The sequence below is a fragment of the Robertmurraya massiliosenegalensis JC6 genome (assembly GCF_000311725.1).
In the GTDB taxonomy this organism is placed as follows: Bacteria; Bacillota; Bacilli; order Bacillales; family Cytobacillaceae; genus Robertmurraya; species Robertmurraya massiliosenegalensis.
On sequence record NZ_HE978514.1, the window covers coordinates 311,306 to 335,093 of the forward strand.

Annotated in this window: 26 protein-coding genes; 4 read left to right on the forward strand and 22 right to left on the reverse strand. The window is 38.3% G+C overall.

Annotated features, from left to right (window positions below; translation table 11 throughout):
• Positions 1 to 55: 55 nt before the first annotated feature.
• Positions 56 to 1,489, reverse strand: a complete 1,434-nt coding sequence (panF, locus tag BMSHG_RS15050; protein WP_019155278.1) for a sodium/pantothenate symporter — start codon at positions 1,487 to 1,489, stop codon at positions 56 to 58.
• Positions 1,486 to 1,770 carry a YhdT family protein gene (locus BMSHG_RS15055; RefSeq protein WP_019155279.1) on the reverse strand — a complete coding sequence of 95 codons (285 nt, stop codon included), beginning with the start codon at positions 1,768 to 1,770 and terminating at the stop codon, positions 1,486 to 1,488. The genes panF and BMSHG_RS15055 overlap by 4 nt, the downstream gene beginning before the upstream one ends.
• Before the next feature lie 130 nt (positions 1,771 to 1,900).
• On the opposite strand from BMSHG_RS15055, the gene mscL reads away from it, so the two are divergent.
• Positions 1,901 to 2,272 (forward strand): large conductance mechanosensitive channel protein MscL, encoded by a 372-nt coding sequence (gene mscL / locus BMSHG_RS15060; RefSeq protein ID WP_019155280.1) that lies wholly within the window; start codon positions 1,901 to 1,903, stop codon positions 2,270 to 2,272.
• 26 nt (positions 2,273 to 2,298) lie between these two features.
• Here the strand turns inward: mscL and BMSHG_RS15065 are convergent, their stop codons facing one another.
• From BMSHG_RS15065 to rraA, 12 genes are all read right to left on the reverse strand, one after another.
• Positions 2,299 to 3,135: an SDR family oxidoreductase gene (locus tag BMSHG_RS15065; RefSeq protein ID WP_019155281.1), complete on the reverse strand. Its 837-nt coding sequence runs from the start codon at positions 3,133 to 3,135 to the stop codon at positions 2,299 to 2,301.
• A gap of 317 nt (positions 3,136 to 3,452) precedes the next feature.
• The gene (locus BMSHG_RS15070) at positions 3,453 to 4,442 is read right to left on the reverse strand and encodes a DMT family transporter (protein WP_019155282.1); all 990 of its coding nucleotides are present in this window, start codon (positions 4,440 to 4,442) and stop codon (positions 3,453 to 3,455) included.
• A 241-nt stretch (positions 4,443 to 4,683) separates the two neighbouring features.
• On the reverse strand, positions 4,684 to 5,214 hold the full coding sequence (locus tag BMSHG_RS15075) for an RNA polymerase sigma factor (protein ID WP_019155283.1): 531 nt from the start codon (positions 5,212 to 5,214) through the stop codon (positions 4,684 to 4,686).
• Positions 5,215 to 5,360: 146 nt separating this feature from the next.
• Entirely contained in the window at positions 5,361 to 5,873 is a 513-nt protein-coding gene (locus BMSHG_RS15080) for a DoxX family membrane protein (RefSeq protein WP_019155284.1), read from the reverse strand.
• A gap of 312 nt (positions 5,874 to 6,185) precedes the next feature.
• Positions 6,186 to 7,514, reverse strand: a complete 1,329-nt coding sequence (locus tag BMSHG_RS15085; protein ID WP_019155285.1) for a polysaccharide biosynthesis protein — start codon at positions 7,512 to 7,514, stop codon at positions 6,186 to 6,188.
• A gap of 754 nt (positions 7,515 to 8,268) precedes the next feature.
• Positions 8,269 to 8,901, reverse strand: a complete 633-nt coding sequence (locus BMSHG_RS15090; protein WP_019155286.1) for a response regulator transcription factor — start codon at positions 8,899 to 8,901, stop codon at positions 8,269 to 8,271.
• A complete protein-coding gene (locus BMSHG_RS15095; protein WP_019155287.1) occupies positions 8,894 to 9,925 on the reverse strand; it encodes a sensor histidine kinase in 1,032 nt (343 codons plus the stop codon). The genes BMSHG_RS15090 and BMSHG_RS15095 overlap by 8 nt, the downstream gene beginning before the upstream one ends.
• Positions 9,922 to 10,647, reverse strand: a complete 726-nt coding sequence (liaF, locus tag BMSHG_RS15100) for a cell wall-active antibiotics response protein LiaF (RefSeq protein WP_019155288.1) — start codon at positions 10,645 to 10,647, stop codon at positions 9,922 to 9,924. Before liaF ends, BMSHG_RS15095 begins: the two co-directional genes overlap by 4 nt.
• 159 nt (positions 10,648 to 10,806) lie before the next feature.
• Entirely contained in the window at positions 10,807 to 11,454 is a 648-nt protein-coding gene (locus BMSHG_RS15105) for a PspA/IM30 family protein (RefSeq protein WP_019155289.1), read from the reverse strand.
• Between the two features lie 16 nt (positions 11,455 to 11,470).
• The gene (locus tag BMSHG_RS15110; protein WP_019155290.1) at positions 11,471 to 11,815 is read right to left on the reverse strand and encodes a lmo0954 family membrane protein; all 345 of its coding nucleotides are present in this window, start codon (positions 11,813 to 11,815) and stop codon (positions 11,471 to 11,473) included.
• A gap of 144 nt (positions 11,816 to 11,959) precedes the next feature.
• On the reverse strand, positions 11,960 to 12,574 hold the full coding sequence (safA, locus tag BMSHG_RS15115) for a SafA/ExsA family spore coat assembly protein (protein WP_019155291.1): 615 nt from the start codon (positions 12,572 to 12,574) through the stop codon (positions 11,960 to 11,962).
• Between the two features lie 70 nt (positions 12,575 to 12,644).
• Complete coding sequence (gene rraA, locus BMSHG_RS15120; RefSeq protein ID WP_019155292.1) at positions 12,645 to 13,121, reverse strand: ribonuclease E activity regulator RraA; 477 nt, start codon at positions 13,119 to 13,121, stop codon at positions 12,645 to 12,647.
• 126 nt (positions 13,122 to 13,247) lie between these two features.
• Here rraA and BMSHG_RS28730 point away from each other — a divergent pair, with 126 nt between their 5' ends.
• Positions 13,248 to 13,388 (forward strand): hypothetical protein, encoded by a 141-nt coding sequence (locus BMSHG_RS28730; RefSeq protein WP_019155293.1) that lies wholly within the window; start codon positions 13,248 to 13,250, stop codon positions 13,386 to 13,388.
• Positions 13,389 to 13,546: 158 nt separating this feature from the next.
• A complete protein-coding gene (locus BMSHG_RS15130) occupies positions 13,547 to 15,058 on the forward strand; it encodes an FAD-dependent oxidoreductase (protein WP_392397255.1) in 1,512 nt (503 codons plus the stop codon).
• A gap of 520 nt (positions 15,059 to 15,578) precedes the next feature.
• Here the strand turns inward: BMSHG_RS15130 and BMSHG_RS29290 are convergent.
• From BMSHG_RS29290 to BMSHG_RS15170, 8 genes are all read right to left on the reverse strand, one after another.
• The gene (locus tag BMSHG_RS29290; RefSeq protein WP_019155295.1) at positions 15,579 to 15,710 is read right to left on the reverse strand and encodes a hypothetical protein; all 132 of its coding nucleotides are present in this window, start codon (positions 15,708 to 15,710) and stop codon (positions 15,579 to 15,581) included.
• A gap of 81 nt (positions 15,711 to 15,791) precedes the next feature.
• A complete protein-coding gene (locus BMSHG_RS15140) occupies positions 15,792 to 16,934 on the reverse strand; it encodes a DEAD/DEAH box helicase (RefSeq protein WP_019155296.1) in 1,143 nt (380 codons plus the stop codon).
• A 67-nt stretch (positions 16,935 to 17,001) separates the two neighbouring features.
• Positions 17,002 to 18,225 carry a Ger(x)C family spore germination protein gene (locus BMSHG_RS15145; protein WP_019155297.1) on the reverse strand — a complete coding sequence of 408 codons (1,224 nt, stop codon included), beginning with the start codon at positions 18,223 to 18,225 and terminating at the stop codon, positions 17,002 to 17,004.
• On the reverse strand, positions 18,222 to 19,808 hold the full coding sequence (locus BMSHG_RS26300; RefSeq protein WP_019155298.1) for a spore germination protein: 1,587 nt from the start codon (positions 19,806 to 19,808) through the stop codon (positions 18,222 to 18,224). The genes BMSHG_RS15145 and BMSHG_RS26300 overlap by 4 nt, the downstream gene beginning before the upstream one ends.
• Positions 19,795 to 20,922 (reverse strand): GerAB/ArcD/ProY family transporter, encoded by a 1,128-nt coding sequence (locus BMSHG_RS15155; protein ID WP_019155299.1) that lies wholly within the window; start codon positions 20,920 to 20,922, stop codon positions 19,795 to 19,797. Before BMSHG_RS15155 ends, BMSHG_RS26300 begins: the two co-directional genes overlap by 14 nt.
• The gene (locus tag BMSHG_RS15160; RefSeq protein ID WP_148346947.1) at positions 20,919 to 21,143 is read right to left on the reverse strand and encodes a hypothetical protein; all 225 of its coding nucleotides are present in this window, start codon (positions 21,141 to 21,143) and stop codon (positions 20,919 to 20,921) included. Before BMSHG_RS15160 ends, BMSHG_RS15155 begins: the two co-directional genes overlap by 4 nt.
• Positions 21,144 to 21,413: 270 nt before the next feature.
• The gene (locus BMSHG_RS15165; RefSeq protein ID WP_019155301.1) at positions 21,414 to 21,872 is read right to left on the reverse strand and encodes a threonine/serine exporter family protein; all 459 of its coding nucleotides are present in this window, start codon (positions 21,870 to 21,872) and stop codon (positions 21,414 to 21,416) included.
• 10 nt (positions 21,873 to 21,882) lie between these two features.
• A complete protein-coding gene (locus tag BMSHG_RS15170) occupies positions 21,883 to 22,626 on the reverse strand; it encodes a threonine/serine exporter family protein (RefSeq protein ID WP_019155302.1) in 744 nt (247 codons plus the stop codon).
• Positions 22,627 to 22,867: 241 nt separating this feature from the next.
• Here BMSHG_RS15170 and BMSHG_RS15175 point away from each other — a divergent pair, with 241 nt between their 5' ends.
• A complete protein-coding gene (locus tag BMSHG_RS15175) occupies positions 22,868 to 23,716 on the forward strand; it encodes an HAD family hydrolase (RefSeq protein ID WP_019155303.1) in 849 nt (282 codons plus the stop codon).
• The last annotated feature ends 72 nt before the right edge of the window (positions 23,717 to 23,788 follow it).

A 23,788-nucleotide genomic window follows, 5' to 3' on the forward strand; every position in this document is an offset into this window, starting at 1 on the left:
TTTGCTTGCCAGAATAAATTATTGATCTTATTGATAGATAACAAAAAAGAGCCGCTTAATAGCTTCGTTTGAATCTTTTTGTCAATAGGCTTCCGATAATGAACGCAATAAACGACAGAATAATCGGGAGCGTGATCGTATGCATCCCAAAAGCATTTGGTAGACGGATATGAAAGAATATATACGACCCTACCCCTACCATCATCGAAGATAAAGCTCCATACTTATTCCCCGTTTTCCAGTAAAGCCCAAGAACCACTGGCCAAATAAATGCCGCTTCTAATCCTCCAAAAGCAAATAAATTCAACCAAATGATTAAATCAGGCGGACTTAACGCCATTAAGAAGACGAGAATTCCAATCACCGTCGTAACCGTTAAGCTAATCTTTTTCACCAATTGATTGCTCGCATCTGGTTTTATATAATTCACATACACATCCTTTACCACTGCTGAGCTCACTAATAACAGTAAAGAATCCACTGTCGACATAATGGCCGCCATTGGCGCAGCCAAGACCAGCCCTGCCACCCATGCTGGCAACACTTCCATTGCCAATAATGGCATTACTGTATCCCCTTTTTCAATCCCAGGTAAGATCGGACGAGCAAATACTCCGATTAAATGCATTCCTAACATAATAAACCCTACCACAATTGTGCCGACAATGATTGCTCGGTGCATCGCTCTGGCATTCTTATAGGACATAGCACGAATCGTAATTTGCGGAAGACCAACAACCCCCACACCGACTAAAATCCAAAAGGATGATACATAAAGTGGAGTTAATCCACCATCAAAGCCATATGGTGTAATAAGATTTGGATTCTCCGTGGCAAGATCAGAGATAATATTGGAAATTCCCCCGCCTGCAATGATTGTTGCGATTAAGAGGATGAAGGTTCCGATAAACATGACAATCCCTTGCACCGTGTCAGTTAAAGCAACAGCTCTAAACCCACCAATAATGACGTATACCATAACGGATAATGCAAAAATAAAAAGAGAGCTTGTATAACTTAAACCAGTTAATGACTCAATTAATATCGCTCCACCGACCCACTGAGCTGCCATCGCTGAAAATAAGAACACGATAATGCTTATGGCTGCTAATATTACGACCCATTTCGATTGATAGCGTTCCTTTAAATAGTCCACTAATGTGATCGCTTTATATTTTCTCGTCATAATTGCGAATTTTTTCCCAAGGATCATAAGCACAAAATATCCTGTTGCCAGCTGTGCCATTGATAATAAGACCCATCCAAGTCCTTGTGTATAGGCTGCGCCAGGACCACCGATGAAACTACTGGCACTTCCGTATGTAGCCGTCATTGTCATCGCAAGGATAAAGCCACCTAATTGTCTTCCACCAAGAAAGTAATCTTGTAGAAATGAATTAGTATTCTTTAGAGATTTACTAGACCATAAGCCAATTATAAATATGGCTATTAAAAAGAGTAATAATGGAAGGATAACAGCCCAATTCATGATGCATCTCCCTCCTCATCCTCAAATGAAACCTCTTTGAAAAAAAGTTTCACGACTACTGTAACAAGAACAACCATGAGGATAAATCCGCCAACACAACTATAAAAGAACCAAGCTGGTAGTCCCATTACATAGGAATAGTTTTCAACAGATCCAGAACCCATTCCGTAAGCAAAAGCAAACCACCAGACAAAATTAATGATTACGAGTACGACACCTATTAAAGCCTCTCTATTGGCAATTTTAAATCGAGCGTCTTTTTCTTCTCTGTCATGATTCATGGAGGGCCTCCTTTCGAAAGAATGATTCAATCTTTTGCCCCATTTATTGTACATCGTTTTTATTTTACATTATAGTATAGGCAATCGCACTTGTGGAAAAAATGTAGGAACTTAAAGTAGGAGGATATCTATGTGGAATGAATTTAAAAAATTCGCAATGAAAGGCAATGTGATAGACTTGGCTGTTGGGGTTGTCATTGGTACAGCCTTTGGTAAAATTGTTACTTCCCTCGTAGAAGATTTGATTATGCCTTTAGTTGGCCTTTTAATTGGCGGATTAGATTTTACCGAATTCGCAGTCACCATTGGTCAGGCTGAAGTGAAATATGGCCTTTTTATCCAAAATATCGTCAATTTTTTCATCATTGCTTTCTCCATTTTCTTATTCGTCCGTTTCATTAATCGCATGAAACGAAAAGAAGAAGTAAAGGAAGAAGCACCTAAAGTCGATACAAAAGAAGAGTTATTAAAAGAGATTCGTGACCTTTTAAAAGAAAAATAAGAGAGAGGCGATCCTCTCTCTTATTTCTAAACACCCGAATAAGCCATAAATCCACCATCAACGGGAACAGTAATGCCCGTTACAAAACCGGAATAAGAATCGTCTACCAACCAAAGCAAGGTGCCGAGCAGATCCTCAGGATTCCCAAAACGTCTCATTGGCGTATGCGTCATAATTTTGTTTGATCTCTCCGTGTATGAACCATCTGGATTCATTAACAAATCACGATTTTGCTTCGTCAAAAAGAAGCCTGGTGCAATCGCATTCACTCGTAAACCAGCCTCTGCAAAATGAGTCGCCATCCACATCGTGAAATTATTAATTCCTGCCTTCGCCGCACTATAAGCCGGAACCTTCGTCATTGGCGAATAGGAACTCATCGATGACACATTAATAATGGTCGGTGATAATTGCTTTAGCAGTTCTTTCCCAAACACTTGACTTGCTAAAAATGTTCCTGTGAAGTTACTAGCGAATACTTGTGAAAATCCTTTTTCCTCTAATTCAAAAAATGATTTTCCTTCCACTTCTTCACCAAATGTTTCCATCGCTGTGATTGCATCTGGATGATTTCCACCAGCACCATTTATGAGGATGTCAACTCTTCCAAAGCTTTCAACAATTTCTTCTTTCGCCTTTTCTAACGATTCTCGATTCAAAACATCTGCAGCGAGTGCTATGGCTTCTCCACCTGCGGAACAAATTTCAGATACGACTTCTTCCCCTTTTTGAGCCGTTCTATTTAGAATCGCAATCTTCACTCCATGACGCGCAAGTTCTTTACTCATAGCAGAGCAAAGTACTCCGCTTCCCCCCGTTACGACAGCGACTTTTCCTTGTAGGTTTTCATGTATCGGAATCACTGTACTTCCCCCATTTCCTTTGTCCTAGAATCAGCTTGTTAACTCCTTCATTTTAAAGCATAGACACTTGAATTGAAACCCTTTGCAATAGGATGCATTTTTGGCATATTGATTATATTGAAAGACTTTTTTCGCAGACATTGTTGCTATTTAGTTATAGATAGGAGAATAATGCGCTATTATTACTCGTTAAATTAGGTTCAAGTTAGCGAAATTAATGTGTGTTCTAAAATCTCATTTACGAAAAAACCCACATTCATTACGAAAACAGCGTATTGAAAAAATTGTAAACTGTCACTAGCAATTTAATTCTGTGATTAATTCGAGCCAAGATTGTTTACATTCGTTTGAATAGGAGAGGCCTTCACTGCCCCTGCATGAGTGATATAGCTATGTAGAACCATTCCAACTACCACTAAAAGTATTCCGCCCCATGAAATAAGTGATGGAAAAGCAATCGATAAAAAGAGAACTTCCCCTATTAATGCAAATATCACTTCCATCGATTGCGTTGCTTCAACTGACGCTAGCTGCTGCATATTATCCTTCACCATATCAGTTGCTTTAAAAAAGAGTACTGTCGCAATCACACCTGATGATAATGCAACGATCAAAGACTGAACGGTTTGATTCAGACTCGGTAAACCGACAGTGGCTAACCCGTATATGGAAAGTAATAACCATAAGGGAAGGCTAGCTAATGTCATTCCGAGGACTCTTTGAAAAACATCCAATCTACCATCTACAATCACCATCATTTTTCTATTTCCGAGTGGATAAGCAAAGGAAGCAATGACGACTGGAATAATCCCGAGCCAAAATTCTTTTGCAGAAAGATGTCCAGCATGTTCAAACTGCATAAGAGCGATTCCCACCAAGATAATTAGAGAGAATAGCAACCCTTTAACAGGTATCCTTCCTCTTTTCTTGAGCGTGCCAGTTTTTGTATGTATCGTTACATAAAAAAATGGTACTAATAAAGAACCTGCAATAATTGTAAATTGCCAAGTACCTGCCACTAACCAACCTGGAGAATAGACTGTGGCAAAACAAAGTGGTGCATAGAACAACCCAAAACCAACAAAACTCCACAACATCCATGCACTTGGGTTCTCTTTCATCATGTGGAAAAGCGGCTTGAGATTTTTTCTTCGAACTACGATCATTAATAAAAATGGAATCATAAAAATAAATCGGAGTGAAGCACTCCAAATCCAGCTTCCTCCTGACATTTCCATTGCTCTATTCAAGACAAATGTTGTTGCAAAAAAGAATGCTGCGCATAAACCAAGTAATATTGGACGCAATTCCTCACCCTCCTGACTTATTCAAAGTATTTCCATTATAACAATTAAGTTTTTAATATTCTAACTTTATTTATCATTCTTATTATTCTAATTCGTCAAATTTCAATCATTTCCGTGGAAATACTTTGTGCCTTTTTTTAATACGACAAAAAAACTGCCTCAAATAAGGCAGTCTCACATACAGCTTCACAATTGCCGACAAAAATCACATGATGAAAAATACTCACTCTTTCTAATAAAACTAGTTTGCTAACGTTTCGTTGAAAAGTGACTTTTCCTTTAATTGATTTCTCGCTCTTCTCATCCTCGTTTTCACGGTAGATATCGGTATTTTTTTGGTTGAGCTGATCTCAAGCAAGGACTTGTCTTTAAAATAGAATAATAGCAGCGGCTCTCTATATATAACAGGTAGCTCATTTATTCTATCAATCATTTCATCTTCCGAACTCCTCGTTACGACATACTCTTCAGGCAGCGGAATCGTATTTTCTATTTCATAATGATAAACTTTTTCTTCCCAAAATTTTTGAGCTGATTTCTGCTTTCTCCAAAAATCTCGACATTTATTGATCGCAATTTTATAAATCCAGCTTTTAAAATTTGCTCTTTCCTCAAACTTGTCTAAATTGAGGTAAGCAGAAATAAGCACTTCTTGATATAAATCCTCTGACAGCTCTTTGTTATGTACTTGTTTATATATAAATCTAGCCAATGAAGGGCCATTTTCTAAAATCCAATTTTCGAATATTTCTTCCGTAATTTTATTTAACACTGGTAATCCCCCTTAAAACGTCCACTTGCGCCATTCACTATAATGGACGAAAAAATCAGGGGCACCCCTACAGATTTTTCTAATGAATTAAAAAAACAAGCAGAAGAAATTAATATTCCCTCTGCTTGTTTTTAATTTATATGAATTTAAGCTTTAACTGATTGGCTTGCTTCATTGTTGCCTTTGTTTACTAATTTGCGAAGATATGGTAATACATAGCGGTCTAAACCAAATTTACCTGCATTGTAACCAGCTGCTGCGATGAATACACCCATAATAATATCTGTTGGGTTGTGAGAAACTGTACCAGAAAGCATAAATGAGAAGTTCATTACTAGTGCGAAAAATGCTGCTGCTGTTGTTAAACATCCAAGGATAAGTCCTAAACCTACTAATAATTCTCCCCAAGCAACAAGAGTACTAAATAGCCCTGCATTTGGAAGAGCAAAACTTTCTAAAAATGATACCCAGCCACCGTAAACTGCGTGACCATCATGCATAACCGGATTTGCTACTGCACCTTTTAAGAAACCACCTGCATCAAATCCACCTGTAATTTTTCCCCAACCTGCAGTCATCCAAGCCCAACCAAGATAGATACGTACGACAGTTAAAATACCAGCAACAATGTTGTTCTCTCTTAATAATTTACCAATCATCTTAAATCTCTCCTTTGGTTTATGGAATGTATTAGTTCTAACTACAAGTAAAGATTATCATCTAAACATGAGAATAACATTATACTTGTGATAATATTCACAGATCTGCAATAAAGTTTTGACAAACTATTGAACTTGCATTTTTTTCCTTTCGAGTGAAAATTCAACACATCAAAAAAACCCTTGATAATCAAGGATTTTCACGTATTCACCTTATTAAGTGATTTTTGTCAAAAATATGGATATCGGTGATCATTTTCACTTAGAATGAATAAAATTTGTCTATTATTATTTTAATAAAGGGATCTCCCTTTATATTTGATTAACTTCTCTTCGCAAAGAGTAATAGGATACACCAATCTTCTTACATATTGTCATATAGTGCATAAGAGTGAGCAAAACGGTTCCTGTATTCATACCAATGATGATTCCGTCCATTTGGAATTGACTCATTGAGCCTAAAAAGTAAAGAAGTCCAAATGTTACGATGGATGACCAAATATTGTGTAGAAAAGCATCTTTCATTAATCCCAATCCAATTAAATATGCTTGTAACGGAATGACAAAGAAATGGAGCAGAAAATATGGTAGTAGCACCTGTAAATATCCCGCAGCTGTTGTTGAATGTAAGAATAAATTTGTTAAAGGCTCTGCAAAGATATAAAAAATAAAGACAACAGGGATTCCATACATAAATGTGAACGTCATAACTTGCCTAAGCAATTGTTGCAGCCTGTCCATATCTCTTTGTGCATAAGCTTTTGAAACGGTTGGAATTAACACAATTAAAAGGCTGTGTGCGATAAAACCAGGAAAAAAACCAATTGTCATGGCGACTCCTGCCATCAGTCCAAATTGCTCGGTAGCCACTGTCGCACTCACTCCGGCGTTCAATAATGCCGCTTTAATTAAGAAAGGTTGGACTGCATGGGTCAATGAGTGAAAAACTCTAATACTCGTTGTTGGGATTGATACAGAAATTAAGTTTTTCCGCACATTTTTTCCACTTATAAAGCTGGAAGGCCGTCCTTTTAATTGTTGAAATTGAAGATAAAACATGTGAATCAAGTAAAGAAAAATGACAACTTCGCTTCCGACAAAAGTAAAAAAGGCGATCAAAATCGAGGTTTGCGAGTCGAAATTAAAAAGTTGGAATAAAAACACAAGAAGCACTAGTTGAACCATTTTTCTCATCAAGTTAGCTACTGCAATTTTGCCCATCTGATGTTTCCCCATAAAAAAGCCACGTGCAATAGCAGAAAAAGAAATGAGCGGAATTAATAGGACGACAAGCCATTTAAATAATGGATGGTAATCATGAAACATCGTTAAAAATGGCATAAGCAAAATAAATAGGATCATAAAAAAGGCAGTCGTTACAATGGTGAGATGTATCGCTGATTTCAACATACTTCGATGAAATTTCGCATCTTTTTCAGCAATGAATTTTGAAATGGAAATAGGAAGTTCAAAACTAGCTAATAAGACGATTAAGAAAACAGTCGGAAGAATCGACATATATAACCCTAGTCCTCTTTCTCCTAGCTCCTTTGCTAGAACCATATTCATCACAAACTCTACACACTCACCTATGAAGGAAGCAACAATTAACAGCAAAGATCCTTTTACAAACGTACTCACGATGAATGCATCTCCTAACCTTGTATAAAGTGGCCATGTTATTGGTGAACATTCGTTTTGACTCATCTGACTCTGACACGATAATTCGAGGGTGGTGCGTACTTCTTTTTACGCTTCATCGTGTCAAAGCTGCCTGCCTTCTAGCTATCGGAACAGATGGTTTTTCAAAGTGAGCCAAAAGCCAATAACATCACATGATGAAATCGGTCCATTTCATTTATCTTTCTAAATATATGAGACAAGTCCGGAGATTATTTCTATCAGTTTGTGAGCAAAAAAGCTCCTACAACATGTAGGAAGCTTCCGGTTTGACTTATTCGCTCCAACCATCTCTCACCCTTAAGCGGAGTTTTTCCTGTTATCTCCTCAATGGAAGCCCTTTTAGGCGAAATAACGGAAGATTTTCCGCTTATGAAGGGCAAAAACGTTTATTTTGGCATTTTTTCAGAGAATAGCAGGAATTTTTCCTGTTAGCTCCTCAACGGAAGCCCTTTTAGGCGAAATAACGGAAGATTTTCCGCTTATGAAGGGCAAAAACGTTTATTTTGGCATTTTTTCAGAGAATAGCAGGAATTTTTCCTGTTATGTCAGCTCTTTTTCATGATGGTTGCTCATTAAGCGGATTTTTTCCTGTTATTTTTCATACCGATTGATTTATACGAACATTTTATCCACAAATCGAGGGAATATAAAATATATTAATTCCTACAAAAAAAAAGAGTTTACCTGACGAGTAAACTCTTTCCTTAAGGTTTTATTTTACGAGAGAATGTTTAAAAGCATAAATAACCGCCTGAGTTCGATCTTGAACTTGAAGTTTGCTTAAGATGTTACTAACATGGGTTTTCACCGTTTTCAATGCGATAAATAACTCATCGGCTATCTCCTGATTCGATTTCCCCTCTGCCATCAACAGAAGGATTTCAATCTCTCTTGTCGTTAATTCTTCATGGAGTTCAGTCTGTTTCTTTTGACGCATCTTTGACATCATTTTCCCTGTTACTTCCGGTTCAAGGACGGATTGGCCATGGTAGGTTGCTCGCACCGCATTGGCGATTTCACTCGCCTTCGAGGTCTTTAACATATAGGAAGTCGCCCCTGCCTCTAAAGCAGGGTATACTTTTTCATCATCCAGAAAGCTAGTTACAATAATGATTTTTGCTTCAGGCCATTTTTCAATGATATTTCTTGTTGCCTCGATGCCATCCATTTCTTTCATCACTAAGTCCATGAGGATAATATCGGGACGCAGTTCAAGAGCCAAATCGATCGCTGTTTTCCCGTTATCTGCTTCTGCGACTACTTCGATGTCAGGTTGCGCAGAAAGATATGATGATACACCGATCCGCACCATTTCATGGTCATCTACAAACAATACTCTAATCATTGGCCTCATCCTTCTTTTTCAATATCGGTACTTTAACCTCTAACCGTGTTCCTTTATTTTTAACACTAATGATTTTCAGTGTTCCACCAATTTCTACTGCTCGCTCATACATATTTTGCATTCCGTACGAGCCGGCTTTCGATTCTTCCACATCAAAACCGATACCATCATCCACTACTCGTAAAATGACAAATCCGTCACGCTTAATAAGGAGCACTTCAACTTCGGTCGCTTTTGAGTGTCTTAATGTATTGGACACCGATTCTTGTAAAATTCGAAACAGATGGTCCTCTACTCCTTTATTGAGAGGAAAATCTTCTACCTTCCAATGAATTTCCATCGTCACCTTCTGCGAAAGTTCAATCAGAAGCTCCTCTATCCCTTCTTGCAACGTTTTTCCTTTCAGGGCAACTGGTCGCAAATGAAGAAGCAACGCTCTCATTTCTAGCTGAGATTGATGGATCATCCCTTCGACCATTTTTAATTGCTTGGATTCATGTTCATTTGTCTCATTGATGGCAGACATGAGCATCGAAGCAGCAAAAAGTTGCTGGCTCACCGAATCATGTAATTCCCTTGCTAATCGATTTCTCTCTTGCGAAATAATCTCTTGAATACGGTTTTCTTGATCCTCTGCTTTCTCATTCGCTAGCTTTTGTGAAAGGAGTACTTGCTCTGACATCTGCCGTTGAATTTTCTTAATCCGCTGCAGTATGGCTTTTTTATCTTCAAATCCTTCTTCATCTATATCTAAGTTTCTTCCCTCTTCTACCTCATGCAAAGCAGCATCAAGAGTTTGAAACTGTTTTTTCCAAAATAGTCCAGATACAATTCCAAATACAAGACCAATGGCAAGGCTCAAACTTGGAATAAATAATAAAATTGGAATATCCATCAAGTTTCGTTTCCAAAGTTCCTGAAATCCGACAGATGGAAAAGATAAAATAAACGACAAAGTAACAACAAAGAACACAAATAGAGCAACTAAAATGCCCCATCCGATTTGTCTTTGTATAATATTCATACTCTCTTCACCTCTAAATCTCCAACTAGAAATGAGGTGAAAATTTTTACCTTCTGCTCAGCCTTTTGGTATCCAGCTGTTTCGTATTGTACCGATTGGTTAAACCTTTTTGGGCCTTCATATTGAAAAACAGATGCTTTCCCCACAATTGAAGAATGATGAACACTAACTTCAATATCATATGGAATAAGAACTTGAACATTCCCAATAAAATTGCGAATAAAGATAACCGTTTCTCCTTTTGGTAAAACGGTGTAGCTTAAATCAATATTGGTATCCCCAATACCTGATTGAATATTAATATCATTCCATTCAAATACATGGTCAGGAGTTTTTCTCTCCCCTAGTATCGAGTTATCGAAAAAAGGTTTTTTCTCTATCACAATCTCTTCAGGGGCTACTTTTTCGATAATGGGTTGAATGGTCTTTGGTTCTTTTCTTGATTGATAATACTCAATAATAAAATGAATGACGATGGCCAACAAGAGGAACTTAAAGGTCATCATACTTAAAATGCTCATCGCAAAGAAAAAGATTCCGCACCAAAAGAATACCTTCCCCGTCGTACTTCCCTTTCTTTTTCTTCCCACATAAATCATAGTCATGGCAACTAGAAGAGAAAAGATCACACCACTATTAAAAAACGATACCTCAAGAAGAAGTAAAATAATCCCAAGTGGAATAGCTTTATTTGCGTAATCGTCTTTCATTTTAAATTGCATGATGTACCTCTCCTTTCTAGCTCAGCCGAACGGGCGTAGATATTTCCTACGCCCGTTCGAAAATCACTCGAGTTTTAGCGAAAAAACGCATCTATCTTCATTTAGTATGCACTCCCTATCTCCTCATTTCAAGAGATTTTCAAGGGCTCATGCTTTTACTTAAAAATTCGCTGTTTTTTCGTCTTTGTGCATGGCTTTTTCAAGCTCTGCAATGCGAGCGTCTATCGTATTTTGATGGTAAGACTGATTGATGTCTTTTTCTAAACGTTCTAAATAGGATTCAATCTCGCCAAAACGTGATGTCGCTTTTTCCGAAAAAGAATGTTCGTTTATGACCTGATCCATTTTGTGATTCGCTCTAGAAATATTCTCTCGACCCATTAATTCCATGCGTCGAATATGCATATCTTTTAATTTATGCTTCATCTCTTCATACTTCGCTTCTAATTTTTGCAGTTCAGTCGCTGCTTCACTTAATGTTTGATGTAAGCGCATCGACAGTTCTTCATAATGAGTTGCTTCTCTTGCTGCAAACTGATGCAATTCCGTTTCACCAGCTTTATCTGCAATTTCCGCCTGCTGTTTACGTTTCTTCGCCAACTCAGCCGCCTTCTCATATTCATTCGCAAATTCTTCTCTTAATTGGTACTGTCTTGCGATTAACTTTCGCACCTTTTCTGTTTCCTGTTCACATTGACGTAAATATTGGTTTAACAATGCAATTGGATTTTTTTTCTCTTTTTGTTCAAGTACTTCATTTAAATCTGCCATCACAGTGTTTTTAATGCGTGTAAATAAGTTAGACATGGGACATTCTCCTTTATTAGTTCTTATTTAATTCAGACCATTGCTTTTCAAAGTTTTGAAAAGGGTCATTGTCTTGTTTGTAAGTTGGTTTTTGATTGTTCCACTTTTTATATACAACGAATAGAACGTATGCTGCTACGATGCCAATAATCGCTGGAATATTGGAAGCTGCTGTTAATAACACGAAAACACCAACAATTCCTAATACGATTTTCCACCCGAAAGAATCTGTCTTTAAAAATTGTTTAAAGATAAAGTAGAGGACAGCTAAACTAACCGCCAATCCAATCAGTGGACCTAAATTTGATAGCAATACTAAAGCCGCAATACCTCCTGCTAAAAGCAACCAGAAATTTTTCATTTGTTTGTTGCCTCCTTTCTTGTTACCATCTTATCTCGTTTTCCAACCTTTCATAACGAGCCTGAGCTTTATTTTCGTATCGGTCTTGAGTCCTAGTCGATCGTCGGCCCACAAAAAAACGCCGGGATTTCCCGACGTTTTTCCTTACTTCGATATAAACATTTGTGTCCAATAATGTCGTTGCGATCCGCCTTCCGCATAACCTACTCCAATTTCGGTGTAACCAGAATTCAAGATGTTCGCCCGATGTCCTTCACTGTTCATCCATGCTTGTACCACCTGTTCAGGGGAAGTTTGGCCTGCTGCAATATTCTCACCAGCACTTCGATAGGAAAGGCCAAATTTTTTGATCATATCAAAGGGCGAACCATAGGTTGGACTAGTATGGGAAAAGTAATTTCGATCTCGCATATCGGCTGACTTATACCGAGCTACCCGCGACAGTTCCCAGTTTGCTTTTAATGGCTTAAGACCATATTTTGCCCGTTCTTGATTCGTCAGTTGGATTACTTGATTTTCAATGCTTTTCGTAGCATCGTAATCTGGAATCGTCACTTTTTGACCAGGGTAAATTAACGCTGGATTTTTAATTTGTGGATTGGCAGAGATGATTTCAGACAATCCCACCTGATACCAAACTGAGATTTTCCAAAGGGAATCCCCTGGACTTACCGTATGTACTCGCTGGGCGTGTGAAATCGTTGGAACCGTTAATACAGCTAATAATAATGCTATTGCTATGACACTTTTTTTCAGCATTCTTCACTCCTCCTCGTTGATAGAATTCAACAAAGAGTGAAAAATAAAACATGGATGTTATTGCCAAAGTTTAATTTTCGAGAGCTTTTGTGGACAAGACGATGCCGTCTGGATCTACATAAACATAATCGTCAGGACTCCAGTTTACAGAGAGAAAGCTTAAAGGGATATTTTTCTCACCTTTGCCTTCTTTCTTGCTTTTTAATGGATGGGTCCCTAATGCCAAAATCCCCACATCCATTTGAGAGAGTTCTTCCGAATCACGTACACAACCATTAATGATTATTCCTGCTAAGCCTCTGTTTTGAGCAATTTCTGCCAGTTGATCCCCTAATAATGCTCGTCGTTTAGAGCCTCCCCCATCAACGATAAGGACAGAACCTGAGGGAATCGTTTCAAGAGCCTCTTTTACTAGCACATTATCTTCAAAAACCTTTACTGTTTTGATCGGACCCGAAAAACTTTTCCGCTTGCCATAGGATTGAAACTCAGACCCGATAACTTGTAGTTCACTAGCATATTGATCACATAAATCCGTTGTTTTCACGCTTTCTCCCCCTCAACGTTTTCCTACATTATTCTTGATCGATATGGTGAATTCCTCTTCTTTTCAAAAAATACTCGCATATATGTATGGAAGAAGCATTTTTAAATACTCATAGGGAGGAATTTGATGCTTGAATGGACGTCCACCTTAATTGGCTTTCTGATTGTTTTCTTTATAGTGGGAGGCGTTTTCGTTTACTTTTTGATGGTTTCTCTTAATACCGAGGATTCTACTAGAATTGACCGTCTACCTAAAAAAGATGACTAAACATTGGCAAATAAATTGCCTGTTCTTAATGAGTACAGTTTCTCTGTACTCTTTTTTTGCATGGTTAGCTAAATGCATAAATTTGAATGAGTTGGAAAAATTATGTTCAGTATGCTTTTTTATGGAGGGGTATCATGACTGGGAATGCAAATAATCAAATGCCAACTTTTCCAGAATCGTATTGGAGAGAGTTCGAGCTACCACTTTTTAATAAACTGACAGAAGATCAGACCTTTGATGTTGCCATAGTTGGTGGCGGAATTACCGGCATCACAACTGGCTACCTTTTAGCAAAGGAAGGACTGGGAGTAGCGATAATTGAAGCTGGAAGGATTCTGACTGGAACCACTGGTCATACGACTGCAAAAATTACTGCTCAGCACAATATCATTTATGATGAGCTTATTGAGCATTTTGGTGAAGAAAAAGCACGAATGTACTATGACGCCAATACGGATGCTCTTAATTTTATCTGGCAAATGGTTCAAACGCATAACATTGATTGTGACTATCGTGATGAAGACGCCATTATTTATGCTACGACCAATCAAGGGCAGGGCAAAATTGAAAAAGAGGCGCTAGCTTACGAGAAGCTTGGGATTAATCACTCAACTGTCAATCAAATTCCTTTTGATCTTGATATAACATCTGCTCTAGTGATGCCTCAACAAGGACAGTTTCATCCACTTAAATATCTGCATAAACTTGTAAAACTGTTCATTGAAGCAGGTGGAACTATTTTTGAAAACTCGACTGCTATCGATATTGATGATGGCGAACATCCACAAATTATGCTTCGCAATGGCAAAAAAATAAACTGCCAGTACATCGTGGCAGCTTCTCATTTTCCTTTCTGCGATAAAAAAGGGCTTTTCTTTGCACGAATGTATGTGGAAAGAGCGTACATTCTTGGCTTGAAAACGAAAAAACCTTTCCCAGGTGGAATGTATATTAGTGCTGATTCCCCGACTCGTTCCCTTCGCGCCACACCTTTAAACGGGGAACAACTCGTATTAATAAGTGGAGAAGGGCATAAAACTGGCCAAGGAATCGATACACTTCAGCATTATGTAAATTTAGAAAAGTTTGCAGACGATGTTCTAGGAATTGAAGAATACAAATATCGTTGGTCTGCTCAAGATATGTACACATTGGATAAAATTCCTTATGTTGGGGCGATTACAGAAAACCAACCGCGGGTGTTAATTGCAACTGGTTATCGTAAATGGGGAATGACGAATGGAACAGCTGCAGCCCGTCTTTTGAAGGACTTGATTGTAAAGAAGGACAACCCCTATGAGCAACTCTTTACACCTCAAAGATTCCATGCTGATCCAGAAGTGAAGAAATTTATCAGTGTTAATGCCGATGTCGCAAAACATTTTATTCAAGGGAAACTTGAGTTTATTCCGAAAACTCCAGATGAACTAGCGATTGATGAGGGCTCACCGGTTATGGTGGACGGCAGACGTTGTGGTGCTTACAAGGATCAGGACGGACAGTTACACATTTTAGATACAACCTGTACTCATTTAGGATGTGAGGTCGAATGGAATCATGGCGAACGAACATGGGATTGCCCATGCCACGGCTCTCGATTTTCCATTGACGGAGAAGTTCTTGATGGTCCAGCTGTGAATCCGCTGGAGAAAATTGAATGGGAAAAATAGAAAAACAAAATAAGATGTGCGTTTGGAAAGAAGTCCTCTTGAGCCTCTTATGTGGACAAACTCCACCGCTTTTCTTCCAGAGTTTGTCCTCATGAACCCCTTATGTGGACAAACTTCTTCGCTTTTCTTCCGGAGTTTGTCCTCATGAACCTCTTATGTGGACAAACTTCTTCGCTTTTCTTCCAAAGTTTGTCCTCATGAACCCCTTATGTGGACAAACTCCACCGCTTTTCTTCCGGAGTTTGTCCTCATGAACCTCTTTTGTGGACAAACTTCACCACTTTTCTTCCAGAGTTTGTCCTCATGAACCTCTTATGTGGACAAACTTCACCGCTTTTCTTCCGGAGTTTGTCCTCATGAACCTCTTATGTGGACAAACTCCACCGCTTTTTTACCAAAGTTTGTCCTCATGACCCTCTACTGTACGAAAACATAAATTGTCCGCATACACATCTTTGTATGCGGACAATTTGTTTCGCGACTACATCGGTAGTCCTTATCTATGGATCGCCTACCCATTCTAATCGACAATTCGCTTCTGGTTACGTTCGTCTTTTGGCGTAAATTCCACTAATTCAGAGCTCACTTTTTGTTTTTGTTTTTTATTCTTATTGCGTTCGGCATTGGCGTTGCCCATTTTTGTGCGTCCCAACGATTTCAACTCCTTCTCGATCAATTCATAGGTAGTATGAGTCGTCGACACGCACCTCATGCAATCTGACAAAAGTAAAATTTACCTTCTGTCTTCAGGGCTAACAATATCCCCTTTAAAAAACATCTTACGATTAACTTCTACACCGAACTCACGAGCGTATTTCTTTAATTCCCTTTCTTCACGATCGGTTACAAGGGAGATAACAATTCCATCTGCACCAAAGCGTCCCGTACGTCCTGAACGATGCACATATTGCTCCAAATCCTTAGGGAAATCTAAGTGAACGACATGGGTTACTCCTTTAATGTCTAAGCCCCTTGCAGCCACATCAGTAGCGAGTAACATATTCACTTTTCCAGTCCTAAAATCCTTTAAGGCATTTTTTCTTTTATCCTTGTTTAGATCACTGTGCAATATAGCTGTGTCAATTCCATCAAAGGCGAGCTTCTCACTTGCAACCGTTAAACTCCCGATATCCTTTATAAACACGAGCGCCTTCACATCAGGCAAACGGGACACTTTTTCCAACAGCTTAATTTTCTCCCGCTGTTCAGCTGTAAAATAAATATGCTCCACATTTCCTGCCGCAATCGTTTCGTCTTTTTCAATTCGAATCACTTCAGGCTCTCTCATTAGATCTTTTGCCTCTTTTTCCACATAAGCGGATAGGGTCGCCGAAAAAAGAACGACTTGACGCTCAGCTAATGCAGAACGGATAATATTTTGGACGGTTGGCAGATGCTCATGTGTAAGCAATTGATCCCCTTCATCTAATACAATTGTTTTAACTTCATGCATTTTGATTTTCTTTTGCTTTATTAATTCATATAGTCGACCCGGTGTTCCCGCAATGATATGGGGATGCTTTTTTAATTTTTCGAGCTGCCTTTTAACATTCGCTCCGCCAATAAAAGAAGCAGAACGAATACCACTTGCTTCACTCCATTTTTGAATTTCTTGAAGAATTTGCATCACAAGTTCCTGGGACGATGCTAAAACTACTGCTTGAATCGCTCTTTTATCTGGATCAATTTGATTTAAAACAGGTAATAAATAGGCGAGTGTTTTGCCTGTTCCTGTTGGAGATTCAGCAATAACATCTTTTCCATCTAAAATTAACGGAATGGCACTCTCCTGTACTTGAGTAGCCATGCCGAATTGTTCTTTTTTCCATACATCTTGAATAAAGCCTTTCAGCTTATCTTGTATTAACTCACTCATCGTTTTCTCCTTTTACAATCACTAGTTCCTCTCTAAAGATACAGAAAAAGGATAGAAAAAGCTACCACTATTCCTCACTACTAGGTAACTCAGATAAGAAGCTCTTATTTCGAACTCCGCTTCTCCGGAGCGCCAAATGAACATTGACTTCAACGTCCGCACGAGTAAACTCCTCATTCCACTTATCTTCCACTTCTTTTGCCTTCTTATAATTCTGGCGGTAGAGCGCTTCTCCAAATCCAAAAATATCCAACCCGAATTCTTTTTGCACTTTCTTTATCGTACTCTCAATCATAGCTGCAGCATATTTACTACTCTTCTTCTCTAGCTCAATATAGGTCTCTTTTTTCGTCAGATCATCTTTGCATTGCATGCTACTTAGTCTTGCCTCTGAATAGATGTCCACCTTTAAATGAGGCTGATTTCCTTTATAATAAGTTTCGATCTTCGATTTATTGTTCGTAATCACCATATCGAAATAAATTCTATCCTTCACATCATCACCTTCTTTTGCACAAGGAACTGTCACCATCGTAGATTCAAGCTTTTGTGTCCATAAGTAGTTTCTTGTATCATCTAATGATAGATAACCGAGTAATTTATCCTTTTTAAATACGGCAATTCCATCAAGGAAAATCCTCGCTGGTGCCTCGATCGACATATTACTTTCTACATTTTTTGCCTTTTCTACATTTCCTTTTACAACGACAGAACTGGCAACAGGAGAGCGTCCATGAGAAACAATAGCATCAATAAAATCTGTCAAACGAACACTAGGATCTCCGCCCCATCCTTCTAAGATGGACTTAATCTGCTTTTGCACCTTTAAAGCAGGTACTTTTTCAACAGAGTCATTAATCATTGTAAACTTTTCAGCTACATGCCCTTTTGTGATCAATATGTTAAAATTATTTCGAAATTGGGGACTTCTTTCTAACGAATCAAGGAAACTCCCCACGCCTTCCTTTTTGGCCACTTCTTCATTAATATACAGGGTTCTCGTGTGCGAAAAAACGAGTTTTCTACTTACCCCTATGTTCATTCGTGCAGATATTTCCGGCAGTGAATTTCCTTCTAATGACATAATCGAAACAGGTGCACCCTGTGATGGTTCTTGAGGAGATAACTGGGAAGCATTTACATATCCTACTGTCAATTTATACTTTTTTTCCTTCCCTGGATCAATCGCCATACCTGTCACGATCGAGACATCATTTAATTCTGTACTATCCCAACAACCTGTTAAGAGCACGGAAACACTACATAATAACAAAAGGATTCTTTTTTTCATTTCCCTCCCCCTTTTGCAGGTGGTGGGCTTGGCTTATGAGATCCTTTCTTTTTCATTGGTGACTCTGGAAATAAATAAGATGGTCTCTTTTTATTGGCCCAAATCGGCATTCTTAGGAAAACATCATCTTGATCAAATAACTTAAATGGTGCTACTGGTGCTAGATACGGAACACCTAAGGAGCGTAAACTCACGAGATGAATGACCATAATAATGAGAAATAATAATACACCATATAAACCGAAGATCGCTGCACAGAGAATTAGCACAAAGCGGAGCAGTCTCGTTGAAATGGAAAAGTTATAGATCGGTGAGACAAAGCTTGCGATCGCTGTAAAAGCAACGATGATCACTAGCACATTAGATACCAATCCTGCTTCTACCGCAGCTTGCCCAATAACCAACGCACCTACAATCGAAACGGTTTGTCCTACCGCCCGTGGCATTCTAACTCCTGCTTCTCTCATAATCTCAAATGTTAGCTCCATCATAAAAATTTCGATCACTGCTGGAAAAGGAACTCCTTCTCTCTGTGCCTGAATACTGATTAGGAGTTGAGTTGGCATAAGTTCCTGATGAAAAGTCGATAAAGCGACATAAAGAGAGGGCAGCACCAACGCAATCATAAACGACATATAGCGAATAATGCGAATAAAGCTTGACATCAAAAAAGGCTGGTAATAGTCCTCAGAGGATTGAAAGAAATCAGTCAAAACACTTGGTACCGCCAGAACAAATGGACTTCCATCTACAATGAGCGCTATTTTCCCTTCTAATAAATGTCCACAAATGCTATCAGGTCGTTCTGTATTGAACACAAGAGGAAAGGGGGTAAAGGATTTATCGACAATTAATTCTTCAATATTTCCTGAATCCAATATTCCGCCTACATCAATTTTTTTAATTCTCTGTCTTACTTCTGCCAAAATATCCGCATTCGCGATCGTTGATACATAACCAATCCCAACAGTTGTCTTTGTGTCTCTTCCGATATAAAAGCCTTCAAAGGTCAGATAGGGGTTTTTGATTCTCTTTCTAATCAGACTGATATTGGTATTGATATCTTCGGTAAAAGCCTCCTTTGGCCCACGAATGATCGTTTGTGTACTTGGCTCCGTGATCGCCCTTTTTTCAATATTTCCAATTTCTAAAGAAAGTGCTTTTCCCTGACCTTCTACCATGATGACAGCAAAGCCATTCAATACATGCCAAACGACCCTGTGAAAGGTATCTGCATATTCAAAAGCGAGCGTTGGAAAGTAGTGGTCGCGAATGGCTTCTATATTTTTTGGTTTTGTACTTACCGAAGGTTCTCGAGGCACATTTAGAACTTTATTTGTGAGAGAATCAACACTTAACATCGTTCCTAAATAACAAACACACGCATTTAATTCACCTAGTTTGATATCATCACAAGAGAAATCAAAAGTATTTTTAAAAAGCTCTTGGATAGCCTTCTTGTTTTTGCTTAAGCTCCTATAATACTCCTTTGAAACATCCCCTTTTTGAAAAATTTCTTCCACTGGTGCCTTATCGCCATTTTTATTTTTTCTCCTTTTAAATAGGAAATCACTGAGACTCATTGGTTTCCGATCCCCTTTTTTGATTTTTTGTTCTCCAAAAAAGTACTGGAGCAATGAGAACTGGAAAGATTAATTGGAATGGCACATGCATATATTGGGGGATAAATCGAATTCCTTCTTCAATATGCTCAGCAAAGTTGCTGCTAATGAGAATGGCCCCGTAAGAAATAATCGTTGCCATCGGAAGAACCATATATCGGTACGGAACCTTCATCACATGTTCAAGACCTTTTAGCCCAGCATAGAAAAACACACTGACCTTCGTGATAATTCCAAACATGACAATAAAGACGACAACTAAATCAACTCTTTCGATGAAATCTAATAAGGAAATGTCTCGAGCAGCAGATAGCAACGGAAAGACCGTTCTTTCCAGTTGCTCTGTACCGAGAGTAGCAATTTCAATTAATGTTCCATAAATGATAATGGCTCCACTAATTAAAATGGTAACTACACTGACCTTGCCAACTTTATTAAATTGAGTAACATATGGCATGATCACCATAAAAGTGATTAACTCACCGTATGGAAAGGTTAAAAGTCTAGGAAAGATATGTTTAAAAATCGGACCTACCCCCTCTGCCATGACAGGTAGCAAATTTTTAAAGTCCATTTCTCCTGAAAAAAATATGGCAAACCCTATTAAAATTGTAAATGTAAACACATAAGGAATAAAAATCTCACCTGTTCTTCCAAAAACTTCAAGGCCTAAATAAATCATATAAGCAACAACGCCCATCATCGTAATTGAAATAACTTCTATTGGCGTATTTTCAAATATGACCGTTGTAATCAACTCGCAAAAATCTCTTAATACCCTTTGAGCAATATAAAAAAAATAAAACACATATAGAAGCCCTATTGCTTTGCCTACCCATTTTCCAAAGCAAAGAGTGATGATTTCAAACAGATTTTTCCCAGGAGTACGTTTTAAGAGAGAAAAATAAAAGGCTACAATTCCCGCACCTAACACCGTCGCAATGGCAACAGCTAACCATGCATCCTGTTTGGAGTCATTCCCAACTCCAACGATGGCAACACTCCCAATTTCAAAGGTGAATATTAACACCGCCAACTGCCATAAGGATATATTTTCCACAAGCTTTTTGTTCATAATGGCTTCTGCCCTTTATTTTTTCTTAAGCGATAATCGATGACGATACTACATATCAACCCTATTATGGCGGTTGCACTTACAAAACTCTCATTCGTTCCCTCGTCTAATTTAAACAACATGAAGATTACTTTAAAAAAGGATACTTGCCATATAAACATATCAATAAGGGCAATAAGTATAAGCATCCCAATAAATACTACTAAGAAAGCAAGTGTCACCAATGTAATCATCCTAGAGTTCAGCATTATTTTCTTACAACATTTGACAATGACTTTGATCTACTTTCGTAAATTGTGAATCTATGTAATTGCTTATCATTCCATATTTTTCACAACTTATGCCCAGTTTATGTGAAGAAATTTCCACTCCTTCCTATATTTTTCGCTACTGTCTTTACAATAGAAATTGATCGCAAAAAGCCCTCATTTATCTCTAAATAGAGAGGGCGTGACCAATTAAAAAAGAACCTATCATTATAGATAAGTTCTCTACAGTCTTGATTTTGAATACACCTTTGGAGGTAGCTTTGCTTTTCGAATCAATTGGTTGATCACTTCAGAGAAAACAAGACCTAGCGCAATGGCTCCTGAAATTAAGCCAGCTTTTGCAGCCAAACCTAATCCAACAATATAATCATTTTCTACGAAATTACGCATTGCATCATAAGCGAGACCACCTGGAACTAACGGAATAATGCCAGCAACATTAAAAATAATAATCGGTGCTTTATATCTTCGAGCAAAAAATTGGCTAATTAATGCGACTACAAATGAACCAGCTAAAGAGGCTGGAACCGAATCGATCCCATTGCTCGTCATCATAAAATAAACAAACCAGCCGGCCATACCGACAATTCCACATTTTATTAAAGACACTTTCTTCGTATTAAAAATAATTCCAAATGCCGCAGAGGCAATAAAGCTTGTGATTAGCTGTTCTAAAACCATTTCAACACTCCTATATAAAAGTTAACACGACCGCTATACCAGAACCGATTGCAAAAGCGGTTAATAAAGCTTCCGCTCCTTTTGACAGCCCTGAGACTAAATGTCCGGCCATTAGATCTCTAACGGCATTGGTAAGGACAAGACCTGGAACGAGTGGCATGACAGATCCAATGATAATTTTGTCCAGCTGCTCCCCCCAACCGATATAGATAAATATCCATGAAAGTATCCCAATAATTAAGGAAGCAACAAATTCTGAGAAAAATCTAATCGGAACGAGACGCTGGGCATAAATAAAACTAATTAATCCGATCCCACCTGTCACAACAGCTGGAAAAAAGTCATTCCAAGTCCCTTGAAACATGATTAAAAAGCAACCACTTGCGATAGCAGCAGCCAATACTTGTACGATAATCGGATAGGACGGCGTTGAGCTTTCTATCTGTTGCAATGATTCATATGCTTCTTCAAGCGTCAATTCTTTATTACTAATTTCACGAGAAACACTATTTACTAATGTGATTTTATGTAAATCGGTCGTCCGATCAGTAATTCGAATGAGCTTCGTTTTGGTTGGTTGTTCACACTCAAGCGAGAACATAATTCCTGTTGGCGTCACATAGCTATGTGATTCTTTGGCCCCAAAGGAGGACGCCATTCTCATCATGGTATCCTCGACTCGATAAGTCTCTGCACCGCTTTGGAGCATAATCTTTCCAGCGAGCAAACACACTTCCATTACATCTATCTTCATTTAAAATTCTCCTATCTTTTTAACGGTGTGCGAAAGGGGGATTTCGCACGAAAAGCCACATAAAGCTCTTATTAAAAAATCATCAAGTCTAATAATAATATTTAGTAAACTGGAATACAATTTGAAAGTTTATTTTCCCTTCATAAAATGTGTAATTTTTATGTAAAAGCAATGTGAATTCAGCAAATCTACTTGTTTTTATTAAGTGGTCTTCTTTACACTAGTAAAGAGGTGACGATTAATGGATGTTTCAAAAGTAAAAGTACTCGTTTTTGATTTAGATGGAACTGTGTATGAAGATACACATCATTTTGATTACCAAGCCGCACGACTTAAGGACAAACTTTCTGTAGAAAAGCAGTCCCTTTTCCAACAAGATTTTGATGCGGTCAAGCGTGATGAACACCCGATTAAAATAGGACGAATCTATGATGGAATAAACGATTTAGTTCTAGTACAACTTGATAACATCGTTCAAGAAGCCTATAAGTGGAACGGACATCGACTATCAAATGAAGAGATTAACAAGCTCTACCCTAAGCCAATCGAAATCAATTACGACACAATGCTAAGCATTGGCGATCCATGGTGGATTTCCACTTCGATCGCAGGCCACTATGGGCTAAATAGTAAGAAGTGCTATGAGGCATTTCTCGAAACAAGGGAATATATGATGGGACCAGAATTTGAAATGGAACCAATTGTCGGCTTTAAAGAAGTACTCAGCGACATTCATGAACATGTAAAACTTGTTTTATTAACGAACAGCCCTCAGCCAGATAGTGAAGCCATTTTAACAAAAATTGGCCTTGACAGGCTGTTTGATTTAAAAATATTCAACGGCGAAAAGCCGACTCGTACACTCGAACGTTTTGAACATATTAAAAATGAATTTGGTGTGGAATATAAAGAGATCATGAGTGTAGGCGACAACTGGATTAACGAAATCCGTCCTGTTCAACCGCTTGGCTGTGGCACCATTTTCATCGATTCCCACGGAGTTGGAAATCCAAGTTCTGCAGATTTCGTGTTTGAATGTATGGGAGACGCTATTCCGATATTGAAGAAAATAAAAAATCCCCTAGATTAAGAAGTTTTTAGACTGTAGGCCAACTCAAATTTACGAATGTCTACAGTCTTTTATTTTTTCACTATAATCAAG

Bases quoted from the DNA above. Each gene is read 5' to 3' on its own strand.
- BMSHG_RS15175 (WP_019155303.1), top strand. From the start codon at position 22,868: ATGGATGTTTCAAAAGTAAAAGTACTCGTTTTTGATTTAGATGGAACT.
- BMSHG_RS15110 (WP_019155290.1), bottom strand. From the start codon at position 11,815: ATGAAAAATTTCTGGTTGCTTTTAGCAGGAGGTATTGCGGCTTTAGTA.
- BMSHG_RS15105 (WP_019155289.1), bottom strand. From the start codon at position 11,454: ATGTCTAACTTATTTACACGCATTAAAAACACTGTGATGGCAGATTTA.
- BMSHG_RS15155 (WP_019155299.1), bottom strand. From the start codon at position 20,922: ATGAACAAAAAGCTTGTGGAAAATATATCCTTATGGCAGTTGGCGGTG.
- BMSHG_RS15170 (WP_019155302.1), bottom strand. From the start codon at position 22,626: ATGAAGATAGATGTAATGGAAGTGTGTTTGCTCGCTGGAAAGATTATG.
- BMSHG_RS28730 (WP_019155293.1), top strand. From the start codon at position 13,248: ATGCTTGAATGGACGTCCACCTTAATTGGCTTTCTGATTGTTTTCTTT.
- BMSHG_RS15055 (WP_019155279.1), bottom strand. From the start codon at position 1,770: ATGAATCATGACAGAGAAGAAAAAGACGCTCGATTTAAAATTGCCAAT.
- safA (WP_019155291.1), bottom strand. From the start codon at position 12,574: ATGCTGAAAAAAAGTGTCATAGCAATAGCATTATTATTAGCTGTATTA.
- BMSHG_RS15145 (WP_019155297.1), bottom strand. From the start codon at position 18,225: ATGAAAAAAAGAATCCTTTTGTTATTATGTAGTGTTTCCGTGCTCTTA.
- BMSHG_RS15090 (WP_019155286.1), bottom strand. From the start codon at position 8,901: ATGATTAGAGTATTGTTTGTAGATGACCATGAAATGGTGCGGATCGGT.
- mscL (WP_019155280.1), top strand. From the start codon at position 1,901: ATGTGGAATGAATTTAAAAAATTCGCAATGAAAGGCAATGTGATAGAC.
- BMSHG_RS26300 (WP_019155298.1), bottom strand. From the start codon at position 19,808: ATGAGTCTCAGTGATTTCCTATTTAAAAGGAGAAAAAATAAAAATGGC.
- BMSHG_RS15095 (WP_019155287.1), bottom strand. From the start codon at position 9,925: ATGAATATTATACAAAGACAAATCGGATGGGGCATTTTAGTTGCTCTA.
- BMSHG_RS15140 (WP_019155296.1), bottom strand. From the start codon at position 16,934: ATGAGTGAGTTAATACAAGATAAGCTGAAAGGCTTTATTCAAGATGTA.
- liaF (WP_019155288.1), bottom strand. From the start codon at position 10,647: ATGCAATTTAAAATGAAAGACGATTACGCAAATAAAGCTATTCCACTT.
- BMSHG_RS15130 (WP_392397255.1), top strand. From the start codon at position 13,547: ATGCCAACTTTTCCAGAATCGTATTGGAGAGAGTTCGAGCTACCACTT.
- panF (WP_019155278.1), bottom strand. From the start codon at position 1,489: ATGAATTGGGCTGTTATCCTTCCATTATTACTCTTTTTAATAGCCATA.
- BMSHG_RS15165 (WP_019155301.1), bottom strand. From the start codon at position 21,872: ATGGTTTTAGAACAGCTAATCACAAGCTTTATTGCCTCTGCGGCATTT.
- BMSHG_RS15080 (WP_019155284.1), bottom strand. From the start codon at position 5,873: ATGATTGGTAAATTATTAAGAGAGAACAACATTGTTGCTGGTATTTTA.